Here is a 17439-nt window from a genome sequence, read left to right as displayed (position 1 = left end):
CTGACTGCCTCCGGCCCGCGCGACGGCGGACCGGCGTACCGGCGGGGAACGAAAACAGTGGACGTTTTGTGCTGATTCCAGGGTTGGAATCAGCACAAAACGTCCACTGTTTTCTCTAGCTGATCGCTGTTGGTGCTCTTCCGCTTCAGGCTGAGTGCGTGAAGCGGAAGAGCGTCAGCTGCCTGACCTCAGTTGAGGTCGGCTGCGTGCGGCTCGATGAGCCCACCGATCTCTGCCAGCTCGGCAGTCAGCGAATCGGCATCGTCGAAGGTGCGTGAGATGACCGTCAGGCGCTTGGCGTAGTGACCGATGGGGTATTCCATCGTCATGCCGATGCCGCCGTGCATCTGAATCGATTCCTGGCTGATGGTGCGAGCCGACTGATCGATGATGATCTTGGCCGCAATGACATCGCGGTGGCGGTCCTTCTCGGAGCCGGCTTCCTCATTGGTGACCGCGAGACGCGAATAGAGCGCCATGCTGCGGGCGTATTCGAGGTCCGCGTAGAGGTCGGCCGCACGGTGCTGGAGAGCCTGGTTGGCACCGATCGGGGCACCGAACTGCTCGCGAGTCTTGAGGTACTCAGCCGTCATCGTCAGAGAGGTCTCCATCACGCCGACAGCTTCGGCCATGATCGCAGCGTTCGCGGTATCGAGCAGTTCTGCGACGACGGCGTGCGCGTCGGCGGCGCCCAGGCGCTGGGCCGGAGCGTTGTCGAACTTCACGCTGGCGCTGCCCTGCCCATCGGCCTGACGGTGAGCGACGCGGTTGACTCCCGAGGCCGACGCAGCGACGAGGTACAGTCCCAGGTCGCCGTTCTCTGCGGCCGTGACAATGAAGTGGTCGGCGACGTCGCCGCCGAGTACGCCGGTCTTCTCACCACTGATCGTGTAGGCACCATCTGCACCCGCCGAGGCGGTGGTGGAGGGCGTGTCGACCGCGTAGCGCAGGCCCGGTTCGAGAGCGGCGAAGGCGAGGAAGGTCTGGCCTTCACACACGGAGGGCAGGATCTCCTGCTTCTGTTCTTCGGTGCCGGCTGCGACGATGGCGGTGGCACCCAGCACTGCGGTGGCCAGGAACGGCTCAAGCACGAGCGAACGGCCGAATGCCTCGAGGACCACCGCAACCTCGGCGAAGGTCATCTCGGCTCCACCGTAGTTCTCCGGGATTGCCAGGCCGAGAAGGCCCATCTCTGCGAACTGCTCCCACTTCTCGCGGGAGATGCCCTCTTCGCTGGCCAGGATGGCTTCGCGGGCCTGGGTGTCGTACTCGCTGCGCAGGTACTTGTTCAAAGTGCTGGCGAGTTCTTGCTGAATGTCGTTGAGTTCAAGATCCATGATTGTCCTCTTCTTAAATGTCCTGGGGTCCTGGGAACCTCAGAGACCAAGCAGTGCTTTCGAGATGATTCCGCGCTGCACCTCGGACGAGCCGCCGTAGATGGTGACCTTGCGGGTGTTGAAGTACGCGGGCAGGGCATCGACGGCACCCAGCGGAAGGTCTGAGAAGCCTTCGCCCTGGGCACGGTCGGCGACGAAGTCGAGTCCCTGTGGGCCGAGGACGTCGACGAGGAGTTCGCTGATGTCCTCCTGCAGCTGCGAGCCCTTGAGCTTGAGCACGGAGGAGCGTGGGTCCGGCTTGTCCGATCCCGCCGCCTGAGTCGAGAGGATGCGCAGCTGGGTCATCTCGAGTGCGGTGAGTTCAGCTTCGATCCGAGTCAGACGGGCTGAGAACAGCGGGTCATCCAGCAGAGTGCCGCGTGCCGTCTTCGTCACCGCGGCGTAGGCCTTGGCCCGAGCCAGGTTGACCTTGGAACCGCCGATGCGGGCAATGCCGGTGCGCTCGTTGCCGAGCAGGAACTTCGCGTAGGTCCAGCCCTTGTTCTCTTCGCCGACGAGGTTCTCGACGGGCACCTCGACATTGTCGAAGAAGACTTCGTTGACCTCATGGCCGCCGTCGATGAGCTGAATCGGGCGGACGGTGACACCGGGGGTCTTCATGTCGATGAGCAGGAATGAGATACCTGCCTGCTTCTTCACGTTCGGGTCGGTGCGCACCAGGTTGAACATCCAGTCGCCGTACTGACCCAGGGTTGTCCAAGTCTTCTGACCGTTGACGATGTACTTGTCTCCGTCACGGACTGCTGTGGTCTTCAGCGAAGCGAGGTCAGAGCCGGCATCGGGTTCGGAGAAGCCCTGCGACCACCAGATGTCGATGTTGGCGGTGGCGGGAAGGAAGCGCTCCTTGATCTCCTGGCTGCCGAAGGTCGCGATGACAGGGCCGACCATGGAGACGTTGAAGGGCAGCGGCTGCGGGACGCAGGCGAGCTGCATCTCTTCGAGCCAGATGTGGCGCTGGACAGGAGTCCAGTCCTGGCCACCCCATTCGACGGGCCAGTTCGGCACGGCGTATCCGTGCTGATTGAGGATGCGCTGCGAAGTGACCATGTCCTCTTTGGTCAGCTCCTGGCCGGTGGCGACCTTGAAGCGCAGTTCCTCGGGGATCTCCGTGCGATAGAACTGACGCATCTTCTGCGCGAACTCGCGCTCCTCTGCATTCAGCAAGGTGTCCATGAAAACTCCTGATTGATCGTTCGGTAACTTAATCCCAATAGTACGTTTCGGTGTTCAGGCTCACAAGTGGGTGAAGGCTCCAGTCGCCGAGGATCTGCGGAATCGGAGCCTGCGATGCCGCGATGCTGACCAGAAGGCGCTCGGCAGCCTGACAAAGGCCCTCCCGGTGGTGCGTTTTGCCTGGTATCTGCACTGTTAAGGCGCAATATGTCTGAAGTATTACCATTTCGTGATATTCGGTCACTGCGAATGTTACGTTTTCTTAACAGTAATGTGCTGGATCTAGGACCAGTAATGAAGCAGTTCTAGTATCGGAAGGACCGGCGCGATCAACCAGATCGACGAGCTGCTGGCCCGCGCCTGACGCCAAACCCATTGGCCGCGGCTGGCACCGCACTCGATGCGTCAACGGTTGGTAAGTTCTCATCGAAGTTCGTTCTTGGATCGAGGAGAACTTACCAACCGTTGGCCCCTTTTGGGAGGGGGAGTCCCGTACCTCAGCTCCTCGTCGCCTCAGCTCTCGGCCTGCGCTTGCATCGCCTTCCGTGGGGCATCGGGCCTTACTGGGATGATGAGGAGCAGGCCGATGAACAGCACGATGAGAATGCCCAGGGTTCCGGCCCGCTGGAAGCCGAAGATCGAGATCGAGACCGCGAACATGGCCGGGCCCAGGAAGCTCACGGCCCGACCAGTCGTGGCGTAGAGGCCGAAGTTCTCTCCGGCTCGTTCGGGCGGAGTGATCCTGGCCAGGAATGATCGGCTCGAGGCTTGCACCGGGCCGACGCAGAAGCTGAGCACGAGAGCACAGACCCAGAACACGGCTGCGGTATCGCTGAAGAGGATCGGCAGTCCGCCGATGAGGATGATGATGAGCCCGGCGATGATGACGGGCTTGGGTCCGAGCTTGTCATCGAAGACTCCGGCGATCATCGCTCCTGCGCCGGCGGCGACATTGGCGGCTACACCCAAGATGATGATCTCCGAGGCGGAGAAGCCGTAGCTGCCTGCCGCGAGGACTCCTGCGAAGGCGAAGATCGCGGCCAGACCATCACGGAACACTGCCGAGGCGATGAAGAACCGCAGCGTCTGATGCTCCTCCTTCCACATCCGTACCAGGCGGCGGACGAGCGCGGCATAATCGGCGATGAACGCCTTGACCGGATGCCCCTTCGCGGGATTGGCGGCCTTGGCGCTCGGTGCTGTGAACAGCACCGGCAGGGCGAAGATTGCGAACCAGACCGCGGAGAGGGCGGCGACGACGCGGAATCTCATTCCACCCTCATCGCCAGCACCGAAGAGCCCGACCTCGGGCTGGATGACGAGTACGAGGAGGATGACGAGAAGGACGAGTCCGCCGGCGTAGCCCATGCCCCAGCCGAAGCCGGAGACCTTCCCGACGTTGTCAGCTTGGGTGATGCGAACCATGATGCCGTTGTAGGACACCTCGGCGAACTCGAAGAACACACTGCCCATGGCGATGAGGAGGAGACCCAGCCACAGATACTCGGGGGAGTCGCGGACGAAGAAGAGGCCGAACATCGTGAGGATGACGATTCCGGTGTGGACGCCGAGCCACAGTTTGTGTCGTCCGCCGGCGTCGGCCCGGGTGCCTGCAGCCGGCGCCACGAGAGCGATGATGAGCCCGGCTGCGGCTGTCGACCAGCCGAGTGCCGACGAGCCCGCCTCCTCGGTGGCCGCCACGCTCTTCGTCAGATAGGGGGCGAAGACGAAGGTGATGATGACGGCATTGAAGGACGCCGAGCCCCAATCCCAGAGGGCCCAGCCGAGTATTTTCGAACGTGACCCAGCAGCCGGCCTCGGATTCGTCTCCATGACGCCACTGTACTGAATTATCGTCGGTGCCCCCCGCAGCTGACTTCGCCTGCGCCAGCCGCGCCAGCCGACGCTGAACGGGTCAGCCGCGCACGACTACGTGGGCTCCTCGATTGCCTATGCAGTGAGTTCTCCGATAAGTTCTCAGCGAATTACTTGATAGTGCCGATGTGGTGCGGCAGAGTGGGTAGACGATTATGTCCACTTGTACGTCCACTTGAATCGAAAGGCCCTATGACTACCTCCGACGAGAACGGGAACGGCAGGGCGGAGGAAACGACCGCCTCGGCGCCGGTAGATGATGCCCGCCGCCCACATATGCTCATCGAAGACCCCGAACCGATCAGGCTGCATCTGCCGCGCGATGTTTCAATCACCGATGACGACAGCGACGCAGAGATCACCGCCAAACTGCGTGCTCAGGGAGTGCGCATGGGCAAGGGAATGGTGGCTCCGGCCGTCTTCTGGCCTGCCCTGATCGCCATTCTGGGCGTTGCGCTGCTTGCGATCTTCCTGCCAGATGGCACCAGCAAGGTCCTGACGAGCATCAACGATTGGATCGTCGCCGACCTCGGGTGGTACTACATGCTCGTCATCGGCGGATTCGTCATCTTCTCCGTCGTGATCGGGTTCTCGAAGTTCGGCAAGATCACGCTCGGGCGTGACGGGGAGAAACCCGAGTTCGGAGTCTTCTCCTGGTTCGCCATGCTCTTCGCCGCTGGCATGGGCATCGGCCTGGTCTTCTACGGCGTCGGCGAGCCGCTGACCTATGCCACATCCGGCCCCAAGCCGGGATGGGACGGCAGCGAAGCGGATATCTCCAAGCTGGCGATGGCCCAAACCTTCATCCACTGGGGACTGCATCCTTGGGCGATCTACGCGGTGATCGGATTGGCACTGGCCTACGCGATCCACCGTCGCGGACGTCCCGTCTCGATCCGCTGGGCGCTGGAGCCGCTGCTCGGGCACCGCGTCAAAGGGTGGATGGGCGATATCATCGACATCCTCGCCATCTTCGGCACCGTCTTCGGCATCGCGACCTCACTGGGGCTCGGCGTGCAGCAGATTTCGTCGGGGCTCCAGGCAATCGGGCTGGTCGGCGAGGTCGACAACACATTCCTGGTCATACTCATCGTCGTCATCACCTTCCTGGCGACCCTGTCCGTGATCTCGGGAGTGGGCGCGGGAATCAAGTGGCTGTCGAACATCAACCTGTCACTGGCGGGCCTTCTGCTCATCGCCGTGCTGCTGCTCGGCCCCACCCTGTTCCTGTTCCAGAACCTCATCGAATCCCTCGGCGTCTACCTGGCGAACTTCTTCAACATGACCTTCGACGTCGGTGCCTACACCGGTGAGGAAGGCGCCGAGTGGGCATCCAGCTGGACGATCTTCTACTGGGGCTGGTGGATCTCCTGGGCCCCGTTCGTCGGTGTGTTCATCGCCCGCATCTCGCGGGGACGCACCGTCCGGGAGTTCATCGCCGGCGTCCTCCTCGTGCCCACCGTGGTCGGATTCATCTGGTTCGCTGCACTCGGCGGCACGGGAATCTACAAACAGCTCTTCGGCGAGGGCGGCCTAGTCGACCCGGAAGACGGAGTCGTGGCGGAGAAGGTGCTCTTCGATGTGCTCAGCTCCCTGCCGATGGGCAGCATCCTCTCTGTGATTGCCATCATCCTCGTGACGATCTTCTTCATCACCTCCTCGGACTCCGGCTCGCTGGTCGTCGACATGCTGGCGTCGGGCGGGCACCCGAACCCGCCGGTGTGGTCACGTGTGCTGTTCGCCGCACTCGAGGGCGCTCTGGCGATCGGACTGCTCCTGGCCGGCGGCCTCGGTGCTTTGCAGGCGGCCTCCCTGGCGACGGCGCTGCCGTTCAGCATCATCCTGATATTCATCGCGATCTCGATGGTGCGGGCGTTCCAGATCGAATCCGTCAGAGCTCGGGAGATCGAGACCGGTCAGCGTTTCCACGAGGTCGGTGAGCACATCGCCGATGACTTCGACGAATACCTCGGCGACAAGGTCGATGCACGCATCGACTATCGGCTGTCACGGACCAAGGGTGTGCTGAATAGGGCACCCAAGGAGGAGAGGAAGCCCAAGGGCTCCCGATAGGGATCGTGCGGCAGAATCCAACGAAGCAGCAGAGGCGACCAGGTGATTGATCCTGGTCGCCTCTGCTGTCTGTGCTCGTGCAGGCCGCATGTTCGCGGAGAAGCGAGAATTCCCTGTACACGGCGGGGACCGCTTCTGTCGCCTGCCGGAGACCGAGTAGTCTGGGAGCAACCGAAAGCGCACCGAATCCACCGACCAAGGAGCCCATATGCCCATTGCAAGCCCCGAAGTGTATTCCGAGATGATCAACCGGGCGAAGTCTGAGGGCTTCGCCTACCCCGCGATCAACTGCACCTCTTCGCAGACGATCAACGCCGCCATCCGCGGCTTCGCAGAGGCCGGATCCGACGGCATCGTCCAGATCTCGACCGGTGGCGCCGAGTACATCTCCGGCCCGACGATCAAGGACCGAGTGCGCGGAGCCATCGCGTTCTCCGTCTTCGCCGCCGAGGTGGCCAAGAGCTACGACGTCAACATCGCCCTGCACACCGACCATGCCCCGAAGAAGGAGGTCGAAGAGTGGGTCAAGCCGCTGCTGGCTCTGTCGACCGAACGTGTGAAGAACGGCGGCGAACCCTACTTCCAGTCGCACATGTGGGACGGTTCGGCTGTTCCCCTCGCTGAGAACCTCGTCCTCGCCGAGGAGCTGCTCGAGCTCTCGGCGGCCGCCCACTCGATCCTCGAGATCGAGGTCGGCGTCGTCGGCGGCGAAGAGGATGGCGTTGAGAACGAGATCAACGACAAGCTCTACACCACGGTTGCCGACGGCCTGGCCACCGTCAAGGCTCTGGGCTCCGGCGAGAAGGGCCGCTACCTCACGGCTCTGACCTTCGGAAACGTCCACGGCGTCTACAAGCCGGGCAATGTGAAGCTGCGTCCCGAGCTGCTCGGTGAGATCCAGACCGATGTCGGCGCGCAGGTGGGCAAGGACAAGCCCTTCGACCTCGTCTTCCACGGCGGCTCGGGTTCGAGCGCAGAAGAGATCGCCGAGGCGGTTCGTCATGGAGTCGTGAAGATGAACATCGACACGGACACCCAGTACGCCTTCACCCGTCCCGTCGTCGAGCACATGTTCCGCAACTACGACGGCGTACTCAAGATCGACGGCGAAGTCGGGAACAAGAAGATCTACGACCCGCGTGCCTACGGCAAGGCAGCCGAAGCCGGCATGGCCGATCGCATCGTCGAGGCATGCCAGAACCTCGGCTCCGCAGGAACCAGCCTGAAATAGGCAGCACGCGCCGCAGCCCTGTCGCAACTTTGGAGTAGCTGCGGCGGTGCGGCGCAACAACCGCGCGGTACGACGAGAGGTCCGGGACGCCATTGTCCCGGACCTCTCGTCTATTCAATTGTGTCTACTCAGTTGTGCCTGGCAGCGGTGATCAGCCTTCCGAGACTTTCTCTCCCGCCGCCACCTTGGCGATGCGCGTATCCCAGAAGTCAGCGTTCCTGATGTTGAGCGCCTTGGGATCGAACACCGGATCCAGCCCCTGTTTCCTCTGACGTTCGAAGTCCCGAAGGAGCTTGAACGCAGGACCCTGCAGGATGAGGATCGCGATGATGTTGAGCCATGCCATGAGACCCACACCGATGTCGCCGAGTGCCCAGGCACTGCCGGAGGCCGACATCGCACCGACGGCGACTGCGACGAGGATGAGTACCTGCAGAACGCGCTTGCCGATGGTCAGCGCCAGGGGGTTCTTGATCCGACCCAGCAGGTAGACCAAGTTGGTCTCGGCCATGTAGTAGTAGGCGACGATGGTCGTCAGGGCGAAGAGGAAGATCGAGATCGCGATGAAGCTGGCGCCGAAACCGGAGATCATCGTGTCGAGACCGGCCTGCGGCCACTTCTCGCCCGGAGTCGCGGCGATCTCTTCGACCATCTGACCGCGCCCCGTGCCGATGATGGTGGTGCCGTCTTCGCCGAACACCTTGTACATGCCGGTGGAGAGGATCATGAACGCAGTTGCCGAGCACACGAACAGGGTGTCGATGTAGACCGACCCGGCCTGGACGAGACCCTGCTTCGACGGGTGCGAGACCTCGGCGGCGGCGGCCGCGTGAGGTCCGGTGCCCTGACCGGCTTCGTTTGAGTAGATACCGCGCTGGACACCCCACTGGACGGCCATGCCGATGATTCCGCCGAAGGCAGCCTCTGGTCCTGCGTCGATGCCGAAGGCTGAGGTGAAGACGAGCTGGAAGACCGGGATGATCTGGTCGGCGTTGATCAGGGTCACGGCGATCGCGGCAATGATATAGATGACGGCCATGAAGGGCACTGCCAGCGAAGCGAAGTGCGCGATGCGCTTGACGCCGCCGATGACGATAAAGCCCATGATGATGGCGAGGATGAGCGCAGTGATCCAGGTCGGAGTTCCCCAGGCGTTCTCAACGGCGCCGGAGATGGCGTTGGACTGGATGCCCGGGAGCATGAAGCTCATCGCCATGACGGTGACTGCTGCGAAGACCATGCCGTAGACCTTGAACAGGCCCTTGGCCTTGGTGTGGCGGTAGGCCTTCTCAATGTAGTAGGCCGGTCCACCGCGGTATTCACCGGTCTTGGGGTCCTGCTCCTTGAACACCTGGCCAAGAGTTGATTCGACGTAGGAGGTCGAGGCGCCGAGGAGCGCGGAGATCCACATCCACACGATGGCACCTGGTCCGCCGAAGCCGATGGCGGTGGCAACGCCGGCGATGTTGCCGACTCCGACTCGACCGGCCAGCGATATCGATAGGGCCTGGAACGAGGAGACTCCTTCATCGGAGCTCTTGCCGCGGAACATCTGGGTGAAGATCGCTTTGATCTGTCGGATCTGGACTGCGCGAGAGCGGATGGTGAAGTAGACACCGGCACCGAGGCACAGGTAGACGAGGGCAGAGGACCAGATGATGCCGTTGAGCCATTCGAGGACTGCGGACATGCTTCTCCTATCAGGGAGGCAAAAAGTGGAAACGAACATTCGGCGGGACCCGGCAGTGAGCCCGATCGAGCATTTTCATGGGCAATCAGCGACGAAAACGTGAGTTTTCTCTGTGATTGACCTCATAAGTCAAACGGATTGTGACCCGCGACGCAAATCCAGTGGTGTCGGCCCGGAAAATCAGCTCGGGCGCGGTCTTCTGAGCGGTCACCGCGAGGTTTCAAAGTGATGACAGGGTGGGCGGAGTCATACTATTCAGTTCACTATTTGGGACGGCGGCCGTAAGATGTGGTGCGGATCTCTCCGAGCAAAGACGACTCGGAGAGCACTTTGGATGACAAGGAACACAATGAAACGTCGAACTGGTGCAAAGGCAGTGGCCATCGCCGCTGCCGGCGCTTTGCTACTCTCGGCATGCTCGACCTCGACCACCGGCAACGACGGTGAAGAGGGCGGTGGCTCCCTCACAGTGGGAACCACAGACAAGGTTGTCGCTCTCGACCCGGCCGGTGCCTATGACAACGGAAGCTCGCTCGTCGAGCAGCAGGTCTATCCGTTCATCCTGGCCTACAAGCCGGGAACCGCGGACCTCAATCCCTCCATCGCAGAATCGGCGGACTTCAGTGAGCCGACGAAGTACGAGGTCAAGCTCAAGGACGGGCTGAAGTATGCGAACGGAAACGAACTCACCTCCTCGGACGTGAAGTTCTCCTTCGATCGACAGCTGAAGATTCAGGATCCGAACGGACCGTCGTCCCTCCTCGGCGGCCTGGAATCAGTTGAGACTCCGGATGACTCCACGGTCATCTTCAACCTCAAGCGCAAGAACGACCAGACCTTCCCAGGTGTGCTGGCCAGTGCCGCAGGACCGATCGTCGACGAGGACGTCTTCGAGGCGGACAAGATCACTGAGAACCAGGACATCGTCGACGGCAAGGCCTTTGCCGGTCCCTACACGATCGACGGATTCAAGTTCAACGAACTCATCACCTACAAAGCCAACCCCGACTACAAGGGCTTCATCGAGCCGGCGAAGACCGAGACCGTGCAGATGAAGTACTACTCGGACGCCAACAACATGAAGCTCGACGTCCAGGAGAACACGATCGACGTGGCCTGGCGTTCGCTCTCGGCCACCGACGTCGAAGACCTCGGCAAGAACGAGGACCTCAAGGTGCACAAGGGCCCCGGCGGCGAGATCCGCTACATCGTCTTCAACATGGACACGATGCCCTTCGGTGCCAAGACCGACAATGCGGATGAGAAGAAGTCCCTGGCCGTGCGTCAGGCCATGGCCGACTCGGTGGATCGTCAGGCAATCGCCTCCCAGGTCTACAAAGACACCTTCACTCCTCTGTACTCGCATGTTCCCGATGGACTGCCGGGCGCCGACGAGCCGTTGAAGTCGGAGTACGGTGACGGTCAGGGCGGAGCCGATGTCGACAAGGCCAAGAAAGCCCTCAAGGATGCCGGCGTCAAGACCCCGGTCACGCTCAACCTGCAGTACAACCCCGACCACTACGGTCCCTCCTCGGGCGACGAATACGCTCTGGTCAAGGATCAGCTGGACAAGACCGGGCTGTTCAAGGTCAACCTGCAGTCGACCGAATGGGTGCAGTACAGCAAGGACCGCACCGACGACGCCTACCCCATGTACCAGCTCGGCTGGTTCCCGGACTACTCGGATGCCGACAACTACCTGGTGCCGTTCTTCTATGACACCGACGAGACACCGAGCTTCCTGGCCAATCACTACCGGGATAAGACGATGAACAAGGAACTGAACGCTCAGTCCTCCATCGACGACAAGGGCAAGCGCGCAGACGCGCTGAAGAAGATTCAGGGTCAGTTGGCCGAAGAGCTGCCGACCCTGCCGCTGCTTCAGGGCAACCAGATCGCGGTCTCGGGCAAGGACGTCAAGGGCGTCGATGACACCCTTGACCCCGCGTTCCAGTTCCGGTTGGCGCTGCTGAGCAAGTGAGAGCGCGAACCACACACGTCGCCAACGACGTGAGAGTGCGCATGGCTACGCCGCGACGATCCATGACCTGATCGTCATTCGAGGTGCAGGTGAGCCGCCCGGCCCGCCTGCACCTCGTGGTGCGTTCGCATGGCATCCCAGCATGCCTGCGACCGCAACCCAGCGTGCCCGCAGCCGCATCCAGCGTGCCCGCGAACGCATTCAGCGTGTCTGCAACCGCATCCAGCGTGCCCGCACTCTGTGGCACCGAACAAGAACCACGTCGGCACTCGAGCTTTCTGAGCGTCGACGCCAGCAATGAAGGAACACATGTCTGCAGCCATCAGCGAACCAGGGGCAGAAGCCGCCGAGACCTCGGTCGCGGTGAAGAATCCCTCGGGGGGCGGATTGGGACGCTACGTCGTCATCCGATTCCTCCTCATCATTCCCACCATCTTCATCCTCACCACTCTGGTCTTCTTCCTCATGCGCATCACCGGTGATCCGATCACCGCATCTCTGGGTGGACGCCTGACCAAGAGCCAGTTGGCCGAACGCATCCATGCCGCCGGCTACGACCGGCCGCTCCTCGTCCAGTACTTCGAATACATGGGCAATCTGCTCAAGGGCGACTTCGGCACCACGGTCTCAGACGGCCAACCCGTGTCGAGCATTCTGCTCAACTACGGCACCGCGACCATCGAGCTCGTCTTCTACGCCCTCATCGTCGCGTTCATCCTCGGCATCCCGCTGGGCATGCTCGCTGCCTACCACAGGGACAAGGCCCCCGACGCCGCGCTGCGCATCCTCGCGATCCTCGGCTACGCGACTCCCGTGTTCTTCGCGGGCATGATCCTCAAGCTGGTATTCGGCGTATTCCTGCCCATCCTGCCCGTGGCGGGTCGCGGCACCACCGAGACCGAATACATCATGTCGGGCGTGGTTGGGCCCACCCGGTTCTACATCATCGATGCGATCCGCATCGGCAACTTCGAGGTTCTCGGCGATGTGCTCGCCCACGCGGTCCTGCCCGCGATCGCCCTCGGCGTGCTCACGGCGGGAGTCTTCCTCCGCCTCGTGCGCACGAACCTCATCGGCACCCTGGGCCAGCAGTACATCGACTCCGGCCGGTCCCGCGGCATCTCCGAATACCGCCTGGTCACCAAACACGCCTACCGTCCCGCGCTGATCCCGATCATCACGGTCATGGGCATGCAGATCGCGCTCATGCTCGCCGGCGCCGTGCTCACGGAGACGACGTTCGAATGGAAGGGGCTGGGCTTCAAGCTCGCCGAATACCTCACCGCCCGTGACTTCGTGGCCGTCCAGGGAATCGTGGTCTTCCTCGCCATCATCGTGGCGCTGACCAACTTCCTCGTCGACGTCATCGCCGCCTTCATCGACCCCCGAGTGAGGTACTGATGTCCACTCCAGACAACACAGCCAAGAAGTCCTGGTTCTCCCGCCTCCCGATCGTCTCCCATCTTCGTCAGTCAGTGGGTCTGCAGCGAGGGATGCTCATCACGGGTCTCATCCTGTGCGGCATCGTCCTCATCTGCGCGATCTTCGCACCGCTGATCGCCCCCTACGGGTTCAACCAGCTGGGCACCTCCGAGGGCAACTTCGGATCGAAGCTGCCACCTGGCGGGACCCACATCTGGGGAACGACCGTCGGCGGCTACGACGTCTTCTCCCGTGTGGTCTGGGGAGCCCAGACCGCGGTGGCCGTCATCATCGTGGCCGTGATCATGTCACTCTTCGCCGGCGTGATCCTGGGACTCGTCTCGGGCTACCTCGGCGGTTGGCTCGACCGCATCCTCGTTGTCATCGCCGACGCGGTCTATGCCTTCCCGACCCTGCTGCTGGCGCTGGTCATGTCGATTGCGATCTCCGGCGGTCAGTCGAGTGCCTGGGGCGGCATCGCCGCGGCCGCGTTCTCGATCACCGTGGTCTTCATTCCGCAGTACTTCCGCGTCGTCCGCGCAGAGACCCTGCGCCTGAAGGCAGAGCCCTTCGTCGAATCGGCGATCGTGCTCGGTGCTTCGAAGACCCGGATCATCTCAAAGCACATCTTCCGGAATGCCACCCGTACTCTGCCGCTGATCTTCACCCTCAACTCCTCCGAGGCGATTCTGACTCTGGCCGGACTCGGGTTCCTGGGCTTCGGAATCGAACCCACCTCGGCGTCGGAATGGGGCTATGACCTCAACAAGGCACTGCCCGACGTGACCAGCGGCGTGTGGTGGACCTCGGTCTTCCCAGGCTTGGCGATCGTGCTGACCGTTTTGGGCATCACCCTCGTCGGCGAGTCGATGAACGACCTCAACGACCCGCGTCTGCGGGTGCGTCGCAAAGCCAAGGGCGCCAAGACAGCGAAGGCCGCGAAGGCCGGCTCATCGTCGAGCATCAATGAGACCGCGGAGGCCAAGTGATGAATGAGAACGTGAAAGACAACAGCACCGACGGCTCGGACAGCGCGGCCGGCTCGGACAGCACAGCCAGTCGGGCGAAGAGCATCCTCGACATCGACGGGCTCGACGTCACCTTCTCCACCGACGGCGGCGACGTCCACGCGGTGAAGAACGTGACCCTGTCGGTCACCCCAGGGGAGGTGCTGGCCATCGTGGGCGAATCCGGCTCCGGCAAGACCGTGACGGCACGCAGCATCCTCGGACTCCTGCCCGAAACCGCACAGCGGTCGGGCGCCGTCATCGTCTCCGGCAAGGACGTGCTCAGCGTCTCCGGGGAGCAGCTGCGCAAGCTGCGCGGAACCGATGTGTCGATGGTCTTCCAGGAACCCTCGACGGCGCTCAACCCCGTCTACACCGTGGGGTGGCAGATCGCCGAGGGCCTGCGGGCCCACCACAAACGTGCGAGCAAGGCCGAGCTCAAGGCCAAGGTCATCGCCGCGATGGAGCAGGTCGGGATTCCCGATGCGCAGAACCGCTTCGACTACTATCCGCATCAGTTCTCCGGTGGGCAGAAGCAGCGCATCGTCATCGCCATGGCGCTGGCGCTGGGCGCCGAACTCATCGTCGCCGACGAGCCGACGACGGCTCTCGACGTCACCGTCCAGGCCGAGATCCTCGACCTGCTGCGGGACCTGCGCGATGAGACAGGGACCGCGATCGTGCTCATCACCCACAACATGGGTGTCGTCGCCGACCTCGCCGATCGGGTGGCCGTGATGTATCGCGGTGACCTCGTCGAGGTGTCCTCGGTCAAGCAGCTCTTCAGTGACCCGAAGGAGCAGTACACGCGTGACCTCCTCGGCGCTGTTCCTCGCCTGGGATCGACGGTTGCCGGCAGCCGCAAGGCCGCTGCCGCCTCGGCGAAGCAGGATCGCGCCGGCGAATCCGCCCGCGACTCCGCCCGCGACTCCGCCGGCGACTCCACCGGCGCTGATGCGGACCCCGGCAAGCCTCGGGATGAACGCGATTCCATCGTCGTTGCCCGCAACCTCGACATCGTCTACCCGGGAGGATTCGGACGGTCGGACTTCCAGGCGGTGTCCTCGGTCAGCTTCGACATCAAGGCCGGCGAGGTCTATGGTCTGGTCGGCGAATCAGGATCGGGCAAGACCACGATCGGGCGTGCCATCGCAGGCCTGACCAGGGCCAGTGGAGGCAGCCTCAAGGTGCTCGGGCACGAGATGGTCGGATTCAAGGAACGAGCCTTCTCTCCGATCAGGCGCCGCATCGGATTCGTGTTCCAGGACCCGGCGGCCTCATTCAACCCGCACCTGACGATCGGTGAGTGCGTGGCGGAGCCGTTCGCCATCCACCAGCAGGACATGTCGCCGAGGGATCGTGAGAAGCGCGTGCTCGAACTGCTCGACTCGGTGCAGCTGCCGAAGGCCTACGGTGCCAGATACCCGCACGAACTCTCGGGCGGCCAGCGCCAGAGGGCTTCCCTCGCCCGCGGTCTCGCGCTCGATCCGGAGTTGCTCGTCGCCGATGAGCCGACCTCTGCCCTGGATGTGTCGGTGCAGGCCAAGGTGCTCGAGCTGTTCGTCGAGCTGCAGAACAGGTTCGATTTCGCCGCCTTGTTCATCAGCCACGATCTGGCTGTCGTCGACATGCTCTCCGACCGCATCGGAGTGCTGTTCCACGGTGAGCTGCTGGAGGAAGGCACGGGTGAGCAGGTGCTCGGGTCACCGAGCAACGACTACACGAAGCGACTCATCGCCTCTCTGCCGGTGCCCGACCCGGACGAACAGGCCAAACGCCGGGGACTCGCCCGCGGCCTGCGCACCACTGCCGGCTGAGCGGCGGTCCGAACTAGCGACAAAAAATACCCGAAGGGACTAAACACGCGCGGCGCCGTGCGGGTTTAGTCCCTTCGGGTGAATATAGCGATGTGGGCCTGGCCGTCGCGGGGTCAGGCCTGGTCGTCGGAGATGAAGTCGAGCATGCCTGCCTGGCTGATCGGCAGCGCCATGAGCCGGTCAAGCTCTACTGCGCTGGGGTCGATGCCGAGGATGCGCAGGGAATACTGAGTGAAATCGCGCTCGATGACATCGGGAGTCAGGTCGCCGGTGGGTTGGTACCAGAGTGAGAGCGAATTGCAGATCGAGTGGATCGCACGCGTGACAAGCTGCGCACTGTCGACCTGGAACGTCCCGGCGTCGATGCCGGCTTGGACGATGTCGCCCATGATGACTCGTGCCTCACGCTGGAGTTCTTTCACGCGAGCGGCATTGTCACCGGTCAGCCGTTCGGTGTCGCGCAGCAGCACGGTGGACACCGAGACATTCTCCATCCGGTACCGAGCCAGGTAGCGCACGGCCACGGTCAGCTGCTCGGTCGGATCATCGCCAACCTCGGCGATGGCAGCTCGGCTGTGCTCGCTGTACCAGGTGTACGCCGTGTGCACGAGCTCATAGAGAGCTTCCTGCTTGGATGGGAAGTAATAGTAGAGTGCGGACAGGCTCAGTCCTGCGGCCTGTGCGATATCGCGGATGGAGGCACCGTCGAATCCCTTTGCGGCGAAGGTGTCCCGAGCCGAGCGGAGGATGTTGTTGCGGCCGTTGGTTGATCTCACGGTGCTTATGCTCCTTGACGGTCGGATATCGAACAATCTTTCACTTGCCAACCGAGGATACATGACGTTGGGCTGAGATTGGCCGTTTCCGGCCAGAATTCGCGGATCTCGCGCCGCCGAGGTGTGCGCTGGCTGTGGTCGGAATGTGCGGGGGTCACCCCATACAGGCAGTGAGAAGTGACGCCAATCACAGTATGGAACGGGAATGATTGACGGTTCAATCATGTTGGGCAGATGTGGATGGCACGGACGAAGACTGCCGGTGCCGATCACCTGAAACCAGCATCACCTGACATTGCACCCTATGAATGAACTGAGGACGGACATGCTCAACATCGCCATCATTCCCGGAACTTCGCGCCCGCAGGCACTCAATCCGCAGGTCGTGGCTTGGGCCAAGGACCAGCTGGCCGGTCGCGAGGACGTGCGTGCCGAGATCGTCGACTTCGGCGAATTCAATCTGCCGCTGCTCGACGAGGTCATCCCGGCCGGCGCGAACATGTACCAGAACGACCACACCAAGGCGTGGGGCGCCAAGCTCGCCGAATTCGATGCCTTCATCTTCGTCACCCCTGAATATAACCACTCGATCTCCGGATCACTGAAGAACGCCCTGGACTTCGTGGCCAGCGAGTTCAACCACAAGGTCGCCGGCATCGTGAACTACGGCGCCGACAAGGGTGTGCGTGCCGCCGAGCACCTGCGCCACATCCTCGCCAACTACAAGCTCGCTGTTGTCCGTGACCAGGCCTCCTTCAGCCTCTTCACCGACTTCGCCGATGGCGTCTTCACCCCGACCGAGGTCTCCGCGACTCCGTTTGCTTCGATGGCCGATGACCTCGTGGCCTGGGGCGAGGCACTGAAGTCCGTGCGCGAGGATTCCGCCTCCGAGGAGCAGGCAGCCTGACCAACAGCTGACACGTTCGAAGCCCGTCGCACCGAAAGGTCGGCGGGCTTCGTCGTGCCCGGACCAGACTGGCCTGCGTTAAAGTCGAAC

At 62.6% G+C, this 17439-nt stretch carries 12 protein-coding genes; 7 read left to right on the top strand and 5 right to left on the bottom strand.

Annotated elements, in window-relative coordinates:
* Nucleotides 1–188: 188 nt before the first annotated feature.
* The 3 genes from CXR25_RS17100 to CXR25_RS17090 all read right to left on the bottom strand — a co-directional run bounded on the left by CXR25_RS17100 (nt 189) and on the right by CXR25_RS17090 (nt 4403).
* Nucleotides 189–1337, bottom strand: coding sequence for an acyl-CoA dehydrogenase family protein (locus CXR25_RS17100; RefSeq protein WP_125240804.1), 1149 nt, complete (start codon nt 1335–1337; stop codon nt 189–191).
* Between the two features lie 39 nt (nt 1338–1376).
* Nucleotides 1377–2570, bottom strand: coding sequence for an acyl-CoA dehydrogenase family protein (locus tag CXR25_RS17095; protein WP_069601036.1), 1194 nt, complete (start codon nt 2568–2570; stop codon nt 1377–1379).
* A 513-nt stretch (nt 2571–3083) separates the two neighbouring features.
* On the bottom strand, nt 3084–4403 hold the full coding sequence (locus CXR25_RS17090) for an MFS transporter (RefSeq protein ID WP_096159948.1): 1320 nt from the start codon (nt 4401–4403) through the stop codon (nt 3084–3086).
* Nucleotides 4404–4637: 234 nt separating this feature from the next.
* On the opposite strand from CXR25_RS17090, the gene CXR25_RS17085 reads away from it, so the two are divergent.
* Entirely contained in the window at nt 4638–6518 is a 1881-nt protein-coding gene (locus tag CXR25_RS17085; protein ID WP_420836560.1) for a BCCT family transporter, read from the top strand.
* 208 nt (nt 6519–6726) lie between these two features.
* Nucleotides 6727–7749: a class II fructose-bisphosphate aldolase gene (gene fbaA / locus CXR25_RS17080; RefSeq protein WP_009881791.1), complete on the top strand. Its 1023-nt coding sequence runs from the start codon at nt 6727–6729 to the stop codon at nt 7747–7749.
* Nucleotides 7750–7900: 151 nt separating this feature from the next.
* Here fbaA and CXR25_RS17075 read toward each other — a convergent pair whose 3' ends face one another.
* Nucleotides 7901–9439, bottom strand: a complete 1539-nt coding sequence (locus CXR25_RS17075) for an alanine/glycine:cation symporter family protein (RefSeq protein WP_009881790.1) — start codon at nt 9437–9439, stop codon at nt 7901–7903.
* Between the two features lie 349 nt (nt 9440–9788).
* Between CXR25_RS17075 and CXR25_RS17070 the strand changes: the two genes are divergently transcribed.
* The 4 genes from CXR25_RS17070 to CXR25_RS17055 all read left to right on the top strand — a co-directional run bounded on the left by CXR25_RS17070 (nt 9789) and on the right by CXR25_RS17055 (nt 15666).
* On the top strand, nt 9789–11420 hold the full coding sequence (locus CXR25_RS17070; RefSeq protein WP_069601028.1) for an ABC transporter substrate-binding protein: 1632 nt from the start codon (nt 9789–9791) through the stop codon (nt 11418–11420).
* Nucleotides 11421–11729: 309 nt separating this feature from the next.
* Entirely contained in the window at nt 11730–12821 is a 1092-nt protein-coding gene (locus CXR25_RS17065) for an ABC transporter permease (RefSeq protein WP_069601027.1), read from the top strand.
* Nucleotides 12821–13831 carry an ABC transporter permease gene (locus tag CXR25_RS17060; protein ID WP_101583466.1) on the top strand — a complete coding sequence of 337 codons (1011 nt, stop codon included), beginning with the start codon at nt 12821–12823 and terminating at the stop codon, nt 13829–13831. Before CXR25_RS17065 ends, CXR25_RS17060 begins: the two co-directional genes overlap by 1 nt.
* Nucleotides 13831–15666, top strand: a complete 1836-nt coding sequence (locus CXR25_RS17055) for a dipeptide ABC transporter ATP-binding protein (RefSeq protein ID WP_236850536.1) — start codon at nt 13831–13833, stop codon at nt 15664–15666. The genes CXR25_RS17060 and CXR25_RS17055 overlap by 1 nt, the downstream gene beginning before the upstream one ends.
* Before the next feature lie 113 nt (nt 15667–15779).
* Here the strand turns inward: CXR25_RS17055 and CXR25_RS17050 are convergent, their stop codons facing one another.
* Nucleotides 15780–16442, bottom strand: coding sequence for a TetR/AcrR family transcriptional regulator (locus CXR25_RS17050; RefSeq protein WP_069601026.1), 663 nt, complete (start codon nt 16440–16442; stop codon nt 15780–15782).
* Between the two features lie 304 nt (nt 16443–16746).
* Between CXR25_RS17050 and CXR25_RS17045 the strand changes: the two genes are divergently transcribed.
* Entirely contained in the window at nt 16747–17349 is a 603-nt protein-coding gene (locus CXR25_RS17045; RefSeq protein WP_236850534.1) for an NADPH-dependent FMN reductase, read from the top strand.
* The last annotated feature ends 90 nt before the right edge of the window (nt 17350–17439 follow it).

The organism is Brevibacterium aurantiacum (genome assembly GCF_003932995.1).
Lineage (GTDB): Bacteria > Actinomycetota > Actinomycetes > Actinomycetales > Brevibacteriaceae > Brevibacterium > Brevibacterium aurantiacum.
Note: the sequence above shows the minus strand (reverse complement) of the source record. Positions and strands in the feature narration are given on the sequence as shown.

Excerpts from the sequence above, each read along its gene's own strand:
- CXR25_RS17100 (WP_125240804.1), bottom strand. The coding sequence starts at position 1,337 with ATGGATCTTGAACTCAACGACATTCAGCAAGAACTCGCCAGCACTTTG.
- CXR25_RS17095 (WP_069601036.1), bottom strand. The coding sequence starts at position 2,570 with ATGGACACCTTGCTGAATGCAGAGGAGCGCGAGTTCGCGCAGAAGATG.
- CXR25_RS17090 (WP_096159948.1), bottom strand. The coding sequence starts at position 4,403 with ATGGAGACGAATCCGAGGCCGGCTGCTGGGTCACGTTCGAAAATACTC.
- CXR25_RS17085 (WP_420836560.1), top strand. The coding sequence starts at position 4,638 with ATGACTACCTCCGACGAGAACGGGAACGGCAGGGCGGAGGAAACGACC.
- fbaA (WP_009881791.1), top strand. The coding sequence starts at position 6,727 with ATGCCCATTGCAAGCCCCGAAGTGTATTCCGAGATGATCAACCGGGCG.
- CXR25_RS17075 (WP_009881790.1), bottom strand. The coding sequence starts at position 9,439 with ATGTCCGCAGTCCTCGAATGGCTCAACGGCATCATCTGGTCCTCTGCC.
- CXR25_RS17070 (WP_069601028.1), top strand. The coding sequence starts at position 9,789 with ATGAAACGTCGAACTGGTGCAAAGGCAGTGGCCATCGCCGCTGCCGGC.
- CXR25_RS17065 (WP_069601027.1), top strand. The coding sequence starts at position 11,730 with ATGTCTGCAGCCATCAGCGAACCAGGGGCAGAAGCCGCCGAGACCTCG.
- CXR25_RS17060 (WP_101583466.1), top strand. The coding sequence starts at position 12,821 with ATGTCCACTCCAGACAACACAGCCAAGAAGTCCTGGTTCTCCCGCCTC.
- CXR25_RS17055 (WP_236850536.1), top strand. The coding sequence starts at position 13,831 with ATGAATGAGAACGTGAAAGACAACAGCACCGACGGCTCGGACAGCGCG.
- CXR25_RS17045 (WP_236850534.1), top strand. The coding sequence starts at position 16,747 with ATGAATGAACTGAGGACGGACATGCTCAACATCGCCATCATTCCCGGA.